Origin of the sequence: Streptococcus parasanguinis ATCC 15912 (assembly GCF_000164675.2) — a bacterium.
GTDB classification, from domain to species: domain Bacteria; phylum Bacillota; class Bacilli; order Lactobacillales; family Streptococcaceae; genus Streptococcus; species Streptococcus parasanguinis.
In genome coordinates this window covers 2,026,416-2,039,763 of the sequence record NC_015678.1, presented here as the reverse complement: position 1 = coordinate 2,039,763, position 13,348 = coordinate 2,026,416, and the positions used below count along the sequence as shown (strand labels likewise).

Here is a 13,348-nt window from a genome sequence, read left to right as displayed (position 1 = left end):
AGTTTGCTTACCAGTATAGAAGCAAGCTGTTTTTTTTGTAGCGCTTCTGCTTTTGAGGCATCGAAAAAAACCAGAGAGCAAACTCTCTGGTTTTCAATTGGAACAACAAATTAATCTTCGAATTTTTGATGATTTTTGTCATAAAAATCAATCAATCCAAGTGCAGTTTCAAACGAGATATTCTTCACTTTTGCACGTCCTTGAGCCAAGGCAATGATAGACATTTCACGGGCATTTGTTTCTTTACTGATACGATATCCCGTAATTTTCTTATCGCGTACCCAACCAACAACTGATTCTACTTTTTCAAAGTTCGATTTGGCCATGATCTTTCTCCTATATTATTATTTCCAATACTAATATAAATTTTTTTGCACATTTTGTCAACTAAAATTGCTGAAAATACGAACCTTTTTTAAAAAATGATAAAAAGTTTACTTTGCTTTCAGGGCTGATAATATTTGTGTACGAATGTTTTCGACGCCATCTGGGTTTGCTGGTAGGAAAATCGTATTATTCCCTTCTTTATCTGCAAAATTATTTAAGGTATCCAAGTATTGGTTGGTTAAGAGAATAGACATGATTTGTTCTTCGGTCAAATCTACATTCGCACCTTTTAACTCTTTAATAGAGTCTGCCAATCCATCGACAATGGCCTTCCGTTGCTCGGCAATACCAACCCCGTGCAAACGGTCTTTTTCCGCCTCTGCTTCAGCAGCAGTAACGATCTTGATCTTGTCTGCTTCTGCCAATTCCTGAGCTGCTACGCGTTTTCTTTGCGCCGCATTGATCTCATTCATGGATTGTTTCACTTCAGCATCTGGCTCAACTTTGGTAATCAAGGTTTTAACAATAATATATCCATAAGTTGACATTTCTTCTGCTACTTGTTTTTGAACTTCAAGAGCAATTTCATCTTTTTTCTCAAACAATTCATCTAAGGTCAACTTAGGCACAGAAGAACGAAGAGCATCTTCAATGTATGATTTAATCTGTGATTCTGGACGCATGAGTTTGTAGTAGGCATCCTTTACGTTGCTTTCGTTCACTCGGTATTGGGTTGCCACATTCATGGTAACGAATACGTTATCCTGAGTTTTTGTTTCAACCACAATCTCACTCTGCAAGACGCGCAATTGAACACGTGCTGCAATTTTATCGATGCCAAAAGGCGCTCGCATATGAATGCCACTATCGCTAATTTTTTGATAGCGACCAAAACGTTCGATGATGGCAACGGATTGTTGCTTGACCACATAAAGTGAGCTAATCACAATTCCACCTATGACCAACAGTAAGAACAATAGAAATAAAAAGAATACAGACATAAAAGTATCCCTCCTTGTAATTTATGCATATCATATCACAAGTCCTAACAAAAAAGCAATATATTCCATAAAAATATATTGCTTAATTTGATAAAAACCATCCACTGTATAGAAATACGATGTTGCTATACTATTCTCAGACCAACATATTATAGAGAGTTTCATTTCCGTTCAAGTTAATGAAAGACGGATCAAAACGCTCAATACGATTGACCAAACCTGCATAGTCATGCTTATTGGCCAAAGTAACCCCAATCAAGACAGGGCCTGTTCCCTTACTAGCACGCTTGATGTATTCAAAACGTGTGATATCATCGTTTGGCCCTAAGATATCATTTACAAATTCTCGAAGGGCCCCTGGACGTTGTGGGAAGTTGACGATAAAGTAGTGTTTTACTCCATCGTAGATCAAAGCCCGCTCTTCCATTTCAGGCATGCGGTTAATATCATTATTCCCACCTGAGATAATACAACAAATGGTTTTCCCCTTGATGTATTCGCGCAAGATTTCAAGGGATGCCACACTGGCAGCTCCCGCTGGTTCAGCTACGATCCCTTGTTTAGAATAAAGATCAATCAAGGTCTCTGAAATCAAGCCTTCATCGACTCCAACAAGAGTTTCCACATGCTGGCGGGTTACTTCGTAAGTCAATTGGCCCACCTTTTGCACAGCAATCCCGTCTGCAAACTTATCGATTTCTGGTAATTTGACGGGACCACCTGCTTCAAAAGCAGCCTTCATGGAGCGCGCTCCTTCAGCCTCTACCCCAATGACCTCAATCCGAGGATCCGTTTCTTTGATGTAGGTAGAAACACCTGAAATGAGGCCTCCTCCACCAACAGGAACGAGGACAGCATCAAAGACAATCGATTCTTTTCGAGCTTCCTCAAGAATTTCATAGGCCACTGTTCCTTGGCCAGCCTGTACATGTGGATCATCAAACGGGTCAATAAAGGTCCGCTTTTCTGCGAGAGTAAATTCTTGGGCAGCCTTAGCTGACGCGTCAAAGGTATCCCCCACCAACTTGATTGTTACATAATCCCCACCAAAGAATCGGACTTGGCCGATCTTTTGTTGAGGTGTTGTAATCGGCATGAAGATGGTCGCTGGAATCTTCATTTCATTACAAGTATAAGCAACCCCTTGCGCATGGTTTCCCGCAGAAGCACACACTACCCCACGCTCACGCTCTTCTTTTGAGAGTTGAGAAATTGCAAAATACGCTCCACGAATCTTGAACGAACGAACACGTTGGGCATTTTCTTTTTTCAAATATATCTTTGCCCCATATTTTTCAGATAAATAGTGGTCGTATTCAAGAGGCGTATTAACAACGACTCCTCTTAATATTTTATGGGCCTTAGCCACATCTTTTGCTGTTATCATTTCATACCTCTTGTGTATTGGTCAAAAAAGCAAGCCAGGGTGTCCCAACTTGCTTAGTCTTCTACAGACAATTAGTTGTAGATTTTGAAGGCGTCATCGTCGTTTTGACCAACGAATGGCATCGCTTTACGCAACTCAGCACCAACTTTTTCAATTTCAAGGTTAGCAGCTTGTTCACGGTAAGCAGTTAATTTTGGACGTCCAGCTTTGTAGTCGTTAACAAAGTCGTTAGCGAAGTTACCATTTTGAATGTCAGCAAGAACAGCTTTCATATTTTCTTTCACTTGTTCAGTGATTACACGTGGGCCTGATACATAGTCACCGTATTCAGCAGTGTTAGAGATTGATTGACGCATTTTCTTGAAGCCACCTTCGTAGATCAAGTCCACAATCAATTTCATTTCGTGAAGAACTTCAAAGTATGCCAATTCTGGAGCATAACCGGCTTCAGTCAATACTTCAAAACCAGCTTCGATAAGGGCAGTTAAACCACCACAAAGTACAGCTTGTTCTCCGAACAAATCTTCTTCCGTTTCTTCTTTGTAGGTTGTTTCAAGAAGACCAACGCGTGCCGCACCAACACCTTTACACCAGTCCATAGCGATATCTTTCGCATTACCTGTAGCATCTTGGTAGACAGCGTAGAGTGCTGGTACACCAAATCCTTCAGTATAAGTACGACGTACTAAGTGACCTGGTCCTTTTGGAGCACACATAAAGACATCGACATCTGCTGGAACCTTGATAAATTCGAAATGGATATTAAATCCATGCGCAAAACCAACCGCATTACCAGCTTCCAAGTTTGGCGCAATTTCTGTTTCGTACAATTCTTGTTGGATTTCATCTGGAGCCAAAATCATGATCACATCTGCCAATTTAGTCGCTTCTGCTACTGTATAGGTATCAAAACCATCTTCTTTTGCTTTATCGAATGATTTACCTGGACGTACACCGATGATGACATCATGACCTGAGTCACGCAAATTTTGTGCATGCGCATGTCCTTGTGAACCATAACCGATCACAGCAATTTTCTTACCGTTTAATGCTGCAACTTTAACGTCTTTTTCGTATTCCATTTGAACTGCCATAAGTAAAATCTCTTTTCTATTTTATTATTTGCCTTTTTAAGGCGGAGTTAACAATGTTAAGGTGAGAATTAATCTCGAGTAAATCCAGTTGCACCGGTGCGGGCGATGTTTTTAATCCCATACGGACGAATAACCCGAATAAGGGCTTCGCTCTTTTCTGCATTTCCCGTCATTTGAACGGTGATAGAGCTTGGAGCCACATCGACCACGGTCGCACGGAAAGGTTGAATAATGGCCAAGATTTCTGCTCGCTTCTCAGCAGGTGCAGAAACTTTTACCAGGATCACTTCGCGCTCCAAGTGTGGTTTATCTGTGATATCCCGGACACGGATCACATCCACTTGGCGGTTGAGCTGTTTGATGATTTGCTCTACTTCATCATGCGAAGCAACATCAATGATAATGGTAATCCGCGATACATTAGGGTTTTCTGTTGCGCCAACAGAGATACTTTCGATATTGACTTGACGTCTCGACAAGACTCCAGTAAAGCGGTTCAGAACACCTGAGCGGTTTTGAAGTTTGGCTGTTAACATTCTACGCATTAAACTTCACCCCCAACATCTCATGATTACTCTTACCAGCTGGTACCATCGGTAAAACATGCTCTTTCCGAGAAATGTCTACTTCGATGAACATTGGTACATCTTCTGTGATGACTTCCAAATCCTTCTCTAGGGTTTCAGGATTATCAAATTTATAATTCTTGATCCCGTAAGCTTGCGCCATCAATTGGAAATCTGGAAGGCTATCAAAGACTGACTCTGATGTCCGACCATCATAGAAGGCTTCTTGCCATTGGCGGACCATCCCAAGCGAGTGGTTGTTGAGCATAACAACCTTGATCGGAACCTTATAAATATTTAAGATCGCCAATTCTTGGTTGGTCATTTGGAAACCACCATCTCCGACAAAGAGAACAACTTCTTTATCTGGATTGGCAATTTTCGCTCCGATAGCTGCAGGAACACCGAATCCCATCGTTCCTAGTCCACCAGATGTTACCAATTGGCGCTCATTTTGGTAAGGATAGTATTGAGCTGCCCACATTTGGTGTTGTCCAACGTCTGTGACGACAATAGCGTCACCCTTGGTCAACTCTCCGATGCGTTCAATCACAGCTTGTGGCTGCACAACCCGTTCTTTCTTGTCGTATGAACGAACCCGGTTCTTATCTTGGGTCACCTTTTCGATCCATTTTTCTGTGTTGTTATGAACCGTTGGCTCTGCTAGCAACTGCTGCAAGGCCTTCTTCGCATCGCCAACAACAGGAATGTCGACAGCAATGATCTTACCAATCTCTGCAGGATCAATGTCGATATGGGCAACCTTAGCATTTTTAGCGAAAGTCTTTGGATTCCCTGTCAAACGGTCGTCAAATCGACAACCAACACTAATCATGAAATCCGTCTCTGTCATGGCAATGTTGGCCGCGAAGGATCCGTGCATTCCTCCCATTCCTAGGAAAAGAGGATGACTGGTCGCAATCGTTCCTTGACCTAAAAGACTGGTCACTACTGGAATTTGATAGCGCTCTGCTAGAGCAATCAACTCTTTTGCAGCTCCAGCGTAACTCACACCACCACCTGCAAGAAGAACTGGTTTTTTAGCCTTACTCAATTGCTTCAAAATCTTTTTGATCTGCAATTCATTGGGTTCAATGGTAGGCTGGTAGCTTGGAAGCTTCACACTTGGTTCATAGATGAAATCTGTCTCCAAAGCAGACACATCCTTTGGAAGGTCAATCACCACCGGACCAGGACGGCCGGTCGTCGCAATATGGACAGCTTCGGTGATAATTCGCGGAATATCTGCCGTCTCACGTACTTGATAGTTGTACTTGGTGATGGGCATGGTAATTCCCACAATATCCGCTTCTTGGAAAGCGTCTTTCCCGATCCCCGCACGATTGACTTGACCAGTGAAGACTAGTAGGGGAACACTATCGCTCATGGCATCTGCAATCCCTGTAATGGCATTGGTCGCCCCCGGTCCACTAGTGACGACTGCGACACCCAGCTTTCCAGTTGATTTAGCGTAGCCTTCAGCCTCATGCAAGCATCCTTGTTCATGACGACCCAAGATATGCTGGATACCCTCAAAGCTATAGATGGCATCGTATAAAGGCAAAACCGCTCCACCAGGATAACCAAAAATCGTGTCAATGCCCAAATCACGCAGGGTTTCAAGAACGAGCTCTGAACCGGTTTTTGCAGTTTCTAAGGTAATTTTCTCCATGTCTCTCCTTTCCAGTACTTTGTATATCAAATTAGCATGCTACTATCATACCATTTTTAGAAAATATTTCAAGGAAAAATAGTAAATTTTCTGAATTTTCTATTCAAATCCGAATAATGAGAGTTTTTCTAAAAATGCTACGTCTATCAGAAAAAAAGTCTCTAGGAAATCCTAGAAACTTTTCTTCCTTATAACCAACCCTTTTCTTGGGCAATTTTTGCCGCCTCGGTCCGGTTTTCCGCATCCAACTTGGTCAGAATGGCTGACATATAATTGCGGATAGTCCCGTTTGAGAGAAATAAGCGATCAGCAATTTCTTGGTTAGAAGCCCCTTTTGCGACTTCTTTTAAAACTGCCTTTTCTTGAGGGCTTAGAGGATTGGGATGGGTCAAAATCCCTTCCATTAATTCAGGCGAATATTCTTTTTGCCCTGCTAATACTGCATGAAGAGTCGCCATCAAATCTGTGATGCGGCGTTCTTTTAAGACATAGGCATCTACTCCAGCCTTGAGAGCCCGCTCAAAATAGCCCGGTCGCTTAAAGGTGGTAACGATGACGACCTTGAGCTGGGGTTGTTGACTTTTAGCCCATTCCAACACTTCTAACCCTGTTTTGATGGGCATTTCGATATCTAAAATCGCAATATCGACTGGATGTGTTCCGAGTAAACGAATGGCCTCTTGTCCATCGCCAGCCTGCAAGACATCTTCCACATCCTCTTGCAGGAGCAAGAGCTGGCAGAGAGCATCGCGCAACATACTTTGGTCTTCAGCAACTAATAAGCGCATCTTATTTCCTTTCTTGATAGGGGATCCGTATTTCTATCCGGGTCGGCTTGTGTTGATGACTGATCTCCAGCTCTCCTCCCAACAAGGCAATCCGTTCGCGAATCGAGTGCAGGTCCTTGTCGGAAACTTTGTCAAAGCCGATGCCATTATCTTCTGCGACCATTTCCACACCTATCTCGGTGGAGCGATAAGAGAGAAGGGCTTGCGTCGCTTTGGCATGTTTGATCATATTGGTAGCTAATTCCAGAGATACCATAGCCAGAGCAGATTCTAGGATCGGCGAGATGCTAGCAGTATCAAGCTCGTTTTGAATCTCCACTTTGATTTGAGCCACTTCGAGCATTTGCTTGACGGTTTCTAGCTCTCTTGCCAGGGTTCGCTGCTTCAAGTTCTCGACAATCTCACGGACTTGGTGCATGGACTCTTGACTGATGGCTTGAATCTCTTGCACCTGCTCCTGGGCCTTCTCAACCTGACCCAATGCCAAGAATTGATCAGCTAGGTCCGCCTTGACACTCAGTATGGCAAAGGTGTGTCCTAGACTGTCATGCAGATCACGGCCAATCCGATGGCGCTCGTTTTCTGCTAGTAAGAGATTGATCTGGGCATTTTGCTTGGCATGGTCAGCTTTCAATTCTTCCACCATCTCCATCCGGACCATACTAAAGGTCATAATCGCGATGAACAAAGAGACGATCAGGACAAAAATCCAATCATTTTCTCTCATCTCCCTATTAAATAACAAGGCTCCCAAAAGAATCAGTTGTGATCCAAAGGCCGTCCAAAGAAAGGGTGAGCGAAAATTGTGGACTCTAAAACGATAAACTAAAATATTGCTTAGATAATAGTAAAACCAACAAAAGCCCGTCCCAACATACAAGGTATTTCCCCCTATGTAAGCCAAAAGATAAATCCAAAAAATCCAGGTCAGTGTCCTATTTTCAGTAATGAGGATTCCTAGATAGCTCACCATAAAGAAGAGGGCTAAAAAGAAATGCCACCAGGGAATCTGCCCCAAGAAGATAGAAGCAAAGGGAAAGACCATAAAGATTAGGCCTACGTAAAACATATGGTGAATATGTTTGAGTTTTTCAATCATGAACGAACCTCTGAATGACGACGATAAACGATAACAAGGGCAAATAAGACCATGGTAAACAAGGTTAAATAGACACTCCCAAAGACATTAACCTGTCCCTTGTTTAAAAAGGTCTTGATCAGTTCCATCAATTGATAGGTTGGCAGGCATTTGCCAATGGCTTGCATCCATTCTGGAAATAGGCTAATGGGCATCCAAAGGCCACCCATGACAGCCAGCCCCATGTAAAGGAGATTACCCACAACAGACATCAATTGACTGGAAGGAAGCAGGGTCAAGACCAGACCGATCGCTACAAAAGCCAGACTTCCTAAGATGAGAAGGAAGGCTGCTAAGACCCAATCCTGCAGGGACATATTCACATGCCGTACCACATGCCCCACGGTGAAGACAACTACAATGGATAGGAGAAAGTCGACAAAGAGACCGACAACCTTTATTAGATAATATTCTACCATAGATACAGGGGTATGGCGCAAGACTTTTTGCCAATTATTGAGTCGATCTGTTTCAAGAACTGTTGGAAAAGAAAAGATAGCCGTAGACATCATAGAAAAAGCCGTCATGGACAAAAGATAATCCCTCATGAAATCCCCTGGCGTATCCTGGTACATCCCTGAAAAGAAGAGATAGAAGGCCGTGGGCATCCCAATTGATAACAAGTAATAAATGGCTTGGCGACTGGTCAAATGCCACTCAACCACGCTGAGAGCTTTCATGCGTTTCATCTTCTCTACCTACTTCCTTTGTATTTTCAAAAATAGAATCCAATAAACTTCGATTGGTTACTTCGATTTCTTGGATCGAACATCCTTCTTCTTGCAATCGCCTCCACAAACGATTGGCATGGCGTGTCACAACCTGAAGGGCATCGGGTTTAATGACCACTTCACCAACGCCTTCCATCTCTGCCACTAGAGCTTGGTAACGCAAGGGCAGGGTGAAATGTTTTTCAACCTCTTCGCTTCTCATAGCGAGAGGCGTCGTATCCCGAAGCAAATGCCCCTGATGCAAGACCAGGATCCGATCGGCTGTATGCTCTACTTCCTCGATGTAATGCGAAGAATAGACAATGGTTACGCCTTTTTCCTTTAAATGTCCGACGATCTCCCAAAAGCGTTGGCGAGTGGACGTATCCATTCCAGCTGTTGGCTCATCCAGAAACAGAAGACTAGGACGACCAATCAAGGTTAGAACAAAGGATAAGAGGCGCTTTTGACCACCAGACAACTTACTAGCCAATTGCTTCTTTTGTTCCAAGCTAAAACGTAATAAATCATCGATTTCTTCCCCTGTTAAGGGTTTAGGATAAATAGAGCGAAAGAAGTTGATCAGTTCCTGTACAGTTAACTTTTGAACGATGGCATTCTCTTGAGGGAGATAGGATACACTAGCCTTTAACTGAGGATGACCAGGTGCCTTCCCCTCTACTTCAACGATCCCAGAAGTCACCTTCATATCTCCTAGAAGGCAGTTCATCAAGGTTGTTTTCCCAGCTCCGTTTGGGCCGATCAAGGCCAGACAATCCCCCCGTTCAACCACAAAAGAAAGATCTTCTAAAATTACTTTTCCTTTGATACTTTTTTTCAAGTTCTCTACTCTAATGACACTCATGATACTCTCCTTTCAAGCAGGCTTGGCTAGCAGGAATGATGACAAAAACAACCAAGGTCACTCCCAAAACCGTTTGGAAACACCAGCTAGCAAAATGGGCAGAAAACCAGCCCGTCATCATCTCTGTTATCCACAAAAACAGGCACAAAGCAAAAACCAATCCAATTTCTAGTTTTTTCATTGCTCCATTTCCTTTTTTACCGCCTTGACCATTTTCAAAACTTCCTGTACCACCCAGCTCATCATGCCAAGCCCAGCAAATAATTCCCAAGGAAAATGGTAATAGAGGCTATCATCCTTTGAAAAGACCAAATAGACGACCATTCCAACCACTGTTAACGTAAATACTTTATAGATCCATTGTTTCATTTTCAACCCTCTTACTTTCTAACTTTATTATATGAAAAGGAAGAAGAGGCAACTAGATGATTTTGTCACTCGCTTACATGACAAAAGTCACTAAAAAAAGCCAAGTGACTTCACTCGACTTTTTCTATTCTTCTTACTGACCTTCTTCGATTTTCATACCGTGTAATTTCAAAGCTTTGATCAAGGCATCAGCCTTCATATTTTTCAAATCATTGAGACCAGCATCTTTGAAGTAAGAAATTTCTTCTAGAGACTTGGCATCAATTTGGTTGAGGTCAATCACACTGGTTGAGAGCAATTTCTTTTCTGGGGTGACTGTGTATTCCAAACTAAAACCGGGAACAGTTTTTAGCTTCTTATAGTCTTCATTTTGCTCCAGCAAAGCTTGAATAGCTACTGTGAGCTCTTCAGGTGATTTTTCTGCAGAAATTGTACTAAGTTGTTGGGGCAAATCAGCTGTCACTTCGATACGAAGACTTTCAACCTTATCCCCTTTAGATTGGATAACATCCCGATGTTTAGCACCATTGATATTCCCAACTAATACTGTTGTTTTTTCTTCAGTTTTTGTTTCTTTTTTAACAGAGGAACTGCTAGATGAGCTAGCGGTTGTAGTTTTCTTCGTTTGGGATTGCGAACAACCAGTCAATACCAAAATGGCTAGCCCAAGGGTTACAAAAAATTTCTTCATTTTTATAACTCTCCTTTCACATACTGATACCAGTATAACATATCGCGTCTTTCTTGTCTAAAAACTCCACCACTCAAACCATTTCCCAGCCATTTCAAGCTCTTTATTTGGAAATAAAACCTTCGACTATTTGATACTCCCTATTCTTGTCCTAGTAAATACTCGCTTCGCTTTCAAAATACAAAATCTAATAAGCTTCTTGGAAATACTATCTAGTTTTTCTTAGCACGAAAAAAGAGAGTGGGACAGAAATCGGTAATTCGTTAGAATTCGATTTCGTCGTCCCACCTCCGCACAGTTGAGTAGGGCTGTAAAAGCTGATGAAATCAGCGTAGTAGAGCCCACTCAACCACTGCGTCTTGCTCGACAATCCAAAAATAATTGAGAGGCTAGGACTTTTGTCCCAACCTCTCTGTTCAATTATTCTACACTAAACAAGTAAGGGTAGACGGGTTGGCCACCTTGGTGGATTTCCACTTCTACATCCTCATACTTCTCAGCAAGGGCTTGGGCCAATTCATTTGCCAACTCCTCACTGCCGTCTTCACCGACATAGATGGTCACAATTTCACTGTCTTCATCCAACATATGAGCGAATGTTTCTTCCAAGGTTTCCATCATATCTGGATTTGAAACAACGATTTTGCCATCGACCATTCCAAGATTATCATTTTCATGGATTTCAAGCCCATCAATAGTGGTATCGCGAACCGCTGTTGTCACACTACCAGACACAACATCGCCCAATGAAGCGCTCATGCGTTCGTAGTTTTCTTCGATCGACTTGCTTTCATCAAAGGCAAGAAGACTAGTCAATCCTTGAGGGATGGTCTTGGTCTCAACAACTGCTGCAGGTTGATCAATCACTTCTGCTGCAGATTGAGCAGCCATCAAGATATTTTTGTTGTTTGGCAAGATAATGATGTTGCGCGCATTCAACTCTTCAACCGCTTTGACAAAGTCTTCTGTTGATGGGTTCATGGTTTGACCACCAGAGATGATGTAATCAACTCCTTGCGCTTTAAAGATATCAGCCAATCCATCACCAGCAACTACTGCGATGATGGCATATTCTTTTTCTTCAACTGGTTTGGCTTGACGTTCTTCTTTTTCAACTTGCGCTTCGTGTTGGTTGCGCATGTTGTCGACTTTCACCTTGACCAAACTTCCGTACTTAAGACCTTCTTGCATGACAAGACCTGGATCTTCTGTATGGACGTGAACTTTGACAATCTCATCGTCATTCACCACTAATAGGGAATCCCCAAGGTTGTTCAAATAGTTACGGAATTCATCGTAATCGAAGTCTTTGACATAGGTTGGACCTTGTTTCAATGCGACCATGATTTCTGTACAGTAACCAAACTTGATATCTTCAGTTGCGACATGGCCAGCGACGGACTTGTGGTGTTCTGCATTGATCATTTCTGACATAGTTGCAGGTGTTGCTTGGAACTCTTCAGAAGCAATGAATTCACCTGTCAAGGCTGACAAGAATCCTTCATAGATGAAGACCAAACCTTGACCACCAGAGTCTACCACGCCAACTTCTTTCAAGACTGGCAACATATCTGGAGTCTTCGCAAGAGCTGTTTTAGCTCCTTCAAGAGCTGCACGCATCACTTCCACTGCATCGTTGGTAGATTCTGCTTTTTTCTTGGCCCCGATGGCTGCCCCACGAGAAACCGTCAAAATGGTTCCTTCAACTGGCTTCATAACGGCCTTATAAGCAACTTCTACTCCAGATTGGAAGGCTGCTGCAAGCGCTGCTCCATCCAATTCTTCTTTGTCTTTGACACTTTGAGAAAATCCGCGGAACAATTGAGAAGTGATGACTCCTGAGTTCCCACGCGCACCCATCAAGAGACCTTTAGCGAAGATTCCTGCTGCTTCTCCAACAGTTGATGCAGAACGGTCAGATACTTCTTTGGCCCCATTTTCGATGGTCATTCCCATATTAGTCCCTGTATCCCCGTCTGGGACAGGAAAGACGTTCAAAGAGTTTACATATTCCGCTTGTTTATTTAAGCGCGTAGCCCCCGCTTGAACCATTTCTTGAAATAAACTTGTAGTAATATTAGCCACGATTATTCTCCCACAATCTTGATATTTTGAATATAGACATTCACAGTATCCGTAGTGATTCCAAGTTGATTTTCCAAACTAAATTTCACACGTTCTTGAATATTTTTTGAGACTTCGCTAATCTTTGTTCCATAGCTCAAAACAGTGTAAACATCAACTGCGATAGTTCCTGCTTCCGTTGTTTTGACAACAACACCTTTAGAGAAGTTTTCTTTCCCTAGGAGGGCTTGGAAATTATCTTTGATCGCATTTTTGCTGGCCATTCCAACCACACCGAAGATCTCAGTAGCGGCACCGCCTACAACAGTTGCGATAACGTCATCAGTCAATTCAATTTGACCGTCCTTTGTATTGATTTTTACTGTCATAATTTCTACCTCAAAAGTATTTTATATTCTATTTTACCATAAAAGAGGTCAACTGTAAAAGGGTAGGGACTATTCTTCTCCCTCTGTAACAGCTGTCTCTGAAGAAAAAGGAGTGGGAAAGAACTTCGTAAAATAAAAAAAGGTTGAAAAGGTCCCCCACAACCTCTTCAATCTTCCCACCCCGAATAGCTTCAAAGTCTGGGAGAGTGCTGAAGGTTGCAGATAAAGGAAACATTGTTTCCCTCATTAGACCATCTTTGGACTTTTGAACTCCAAAGTCTTAAGAA

15 protein-coding genes are annotated in these 13,348 nt (G+C 42.5%); all 15 read right to left on the bottom strand.

The features are described from left to right. Positions 1–110: 110 nt before the first annotated feature. The 15 genes from HMPREF0833_RS09615 to HMPREF0833_RS09545 all read right to left on the bottom strand — a co-directional run bounded on the left by HMPREF0833_RS09615 (position 111) and on the right by HMPREF0833_RS09545 (position 13,061). Positions 111–326: a capsule biosynthesis transcriptional regulator gene (locus tag HMPREF0833_RS09615; RefSeq protein ID WP_003004771.1), complete on the bottom strand. Its 216-nt coding sequence runs from the start codon at positions 324–326 to the stop codon at positions 111–113. A 108-nt stretch (positions 327–434) separates the two neighbouring features. Next, entirely contained in the window at positions 435–1,328 is an 894-nt protein-coding gene (locus tag HMPREF0833_RS09610) for an SPFH domain-containing protein (RefSeq protein WP_003015492.1), read from the bottom strand. A 136-nt stretch (positions 1,329–1,464) separates the two neighbouring features. Further along, positions 1,465–2,715, bottom strand: a complete 1,251-nt coding sequence (gene ilvA, locus HMPREF0833_RS09605) for a threonine ammonia-lyase IlvA (RefSeq protein WP_013904696.1) — start codon at positions 2,713–2,715, stop codon at positions 1,465–1,467. Positions 2,716–2,786: 71 nt separating this feature from the next. Further along, positions 2,787–3,809 (bottom strand): ketol-acid reductoisomerase, encoded by a 1,023-nt coding sequence (gene ilvC, locus HMPREF0833_RS09600; protein ID WP_003010246.1) that lies wholly within the window; start codon positions 3,807–3,809, stop codon positions 2,787–2,789. Between the two features lie 68 nt (positions 3,810–3,877). Then, the gene (gene ilvN / locus HMPREF0833_RS09595; protein WP_003010242.1) at positions 3,878–4,354 is read right to left on the bottom strand and encodes an acetolactate synthase small subunit; all 477 of its coding nucleotides are present in this window, start codon (positions 4,352–4,354) and stop codon (positions 3,878–3,880) included. Then, on the bottom strand, positions 4,347–6,047 hold the full coding sequence (locus HMPREF0833_RS09590) for an acetolactate synthase large subunit (RefSeq protein ID WP_003004603.1): 1,701 nt from the start codon (positions 6,045–6,047) through the stop codon (positions 4,347–4,349). Before HMPREF0833_RS09590 ends, ilvN begins: the two co-directional genes overlap by 8 nt. Positions 6,048–6,235: 188 nt before the next feature. After that, the gene (locus tag HMPREF0833_RS09585; protein ID WP_013904695.1) at positions 6,236–6,835 is read right to left on the bottom strand and encodes a response regulator transcription factor; all 600 of its coding nucleotides are present in this window, start codon (positions 6,833–6,835) and stop codon (positions 6,236–6,238) included. Position 6,836: 1 nt separating this feature from the next. Further along, positions 6,837–7,934 (bottom strand): sensor histidine kinase, encoded by a 1,098-nt coding sequence (locus tag HMPREF0833_RS09580; protein ID WP_013904694.1) that lies wholly within the window; start codon positions 7,932–7,934, stop codon positions 6,837–6,839. Further along, positions 7,931–8,662, bottom strand: a complete 732-nt coding sequence (locus tag HMPREF0833_RS09575; RefSeq protein ID WP_003015494.1) for an ABC transporter permease — start codon at positions 8,660–8,662, stop codon at positions 7,931–7,933. Before HMPREF0833_RS09575 ends, HMPREF0833_RS09580 begins: the two co-directional genes overlap by 4 nt. Then, positions 8,631–9,548 (bottom strand): ABC transporter ATP-binding protein, encoded by a 918-nt coding sequence (locus tag HMPREF0833_RS09570; RefSeq protein WP_013904693.1) that lies wholly within the window; start codon positions 9,546–9,548, stop codon positions 8,631–8,633. The genes HMPREF0833_RS09575 and HMPREF0833_RS09570 overlap by 32 nt, the downstream gene beginning before the upstream one ends. Then, positions 9,535–9,729, bottom strand: a complete 195-nt coding sequence (locus tag HMPREF0833_RS09565) for a hypothetical protein (protein ID WP_003015464.1) — start codon at positions 9,727–9,729, stop codon at positions 9,535–9,537. The genes HMPREF0833_RS09570 and HMPREF0833_RS09565 overlap by 14 nt, the downstream gene beginning before the upstream one ends. Next, positions 9,726–9,917 carry a hypothetical protein gene (locus tag HMPREF0833_RS09560; RefSeq protein ID WP_003015470.1) on the bottom strand — a complete coding sequence of 64 codons (192 nt, stop codon included), beginning with the start codon at positions 9,915–9,917 and terminating at the stop codon, positions 9,726–9,728. The genes HMPREF0833_RS09565 and HMPREF0833_RS09560 overlap by 4 nt, the downstream gene beginning before the upstream one ends. A 133-nt stretch (positions 9,918–10,050) precedes the next feature. Beyond that, complete coding sequence (locus tag HMPREF0833_RS09555; RefSeq protein WP_013904692.1) at positions 10,051–10,608, bottom strand: SP0191 family lipoprotein; 558 nt, start codon at positions 10,606–10,608, stop codon at positions 10,051–10,053. Positions 10,609–11,028: 420 nt separating this feature from the next. Next, on the bottom strand, positions 11,029–12,693 hold the full coding sequence (locus tag HMPREF0833_RS09550; RefSeq protein WP_013904691.1) for a DAK2 domain-containing protein: 1,665 nt from the start codon (positions 12,691–12,693) through the stop codon (positions 11,029–11,031). Positions 12,694–12,695: 2 nt separating this feature from the next. Next, positions 12,696–13,061 carry an Asp23/Gls24 family envelope stress response protein gene (locus HMPREF0833_RS09545; protein ID WP_013904690.1) on the bottom strand — a complete coding sequence of 122 codons (366 nt, stop codon included), beginning with the start codon at positions 13,059–13,061 and terminating at the stop codon, positions 12,696–12,698. Between the last annotated feature and the right edge of the window lie 287 nt (positions 13,062–13,348).

Bases quoted from the DNA above. Each gene is read 5' to 3' on its own strand.
- HMPREF0833_RS09615 (WP_003004771.1), bottom strand. From the start codon at position 326: ATGGCCAAATCGAACTTTGAAAAAGTAGAATCAGTTGTTGGTTGGGTA.
- HMPREF0833_RS09610 (WP_003015492.1), bottom strand. From the start codon at position 1,328: ATGTCTGTATTCTTTTTATTTCTATTGTTCTTACTGTTGGTCATAGGT.
- ilvA (WP_013904696.1), bottom strand. From the start codon at position 2,715: ATGATAACAGCAAAAGATGTGGCTAAGGCCCATAAAATATTAAGAGGA.
- ilvC (WP_003010246.1), bottom strand. From the start codon at position 3,809: ATGGCAGTTCAAATGGAATACGAAAAAGACGTTAAAGTTGCAGCATTA.
- ilvN (WP_003010242.1), bottom strand. From the start codon at position 4,354: ATGCGTAGAATGTTAACAGCCAAACTTCAAAACCGCTCAGGTGTTCTG.
- HMPREF0833_RS09590 (WP_003004603.1), bottom strand. From the start codon at position 6,047: ATGGAGAAAATTACCTTAGAAACTGCAAAAACCGGTTCAGAGCTCGTT.
- HMPREF0833_RS09585 (WP_013904695.1), bottom strand. From the start codon at position 6,835: ATGCGCTTATTAGTTGCTGAAGACCAAAGTATGTTGCGCGATGCTCTC.
- HMPREF0833_RS09580 (WP_013904694.1), bottom strand. From the start codon at position 7,934: ATGATTGAAAAACTCAAACATATTCACCATATGTTTTACGTAGGCCTA.
- HMPREF0833_RS09575 (WP_003015494.1), bottom strand. From the start codon at position 8,662: ATGAAACGCATGAAAGCTCTCAGCGTGGTTGAGTGGCATTTGACCAGT.
- HMPREF0833_RS09570 (WP_013904693.1), bottom strand. From the start codon at position 9,548: ATGAGTGTCATTAGAGTAGAGAACTTGAAAAAAAGTATCAAAGGAAAA.
- HMPREF0833_RS09565 (WP_003015464.1), bottom strand. From the start codon at position 9,729: ATGAAAAAACTAGAAATTGGATTGGTTTTTGCTTTGTGCCTGTTTTTG.
- HMPREF0833_RS09560 (WP_003015470.1), bottom strand. From the start codon at position 9,917: ATGAAACAATGGATCTATAAAGTATTTACGTTAACAGTGGTTGGAATG.
- HMPREF0833_RS09555 (WP_013904692.1), bottom strand. From the start codon at position 10,608: ATGAAGAAATTTTTTGTAACCCTTGGGCTAGCCATTTTGGTATTGACT.
- HMPREF0833_RS09545 (WP_013904690.1), bottom strand. From the start codon at position 13,061: ATGACAGTAAAAATCAATACAAAGGACGGTCAAATTGAATTGACTGAT.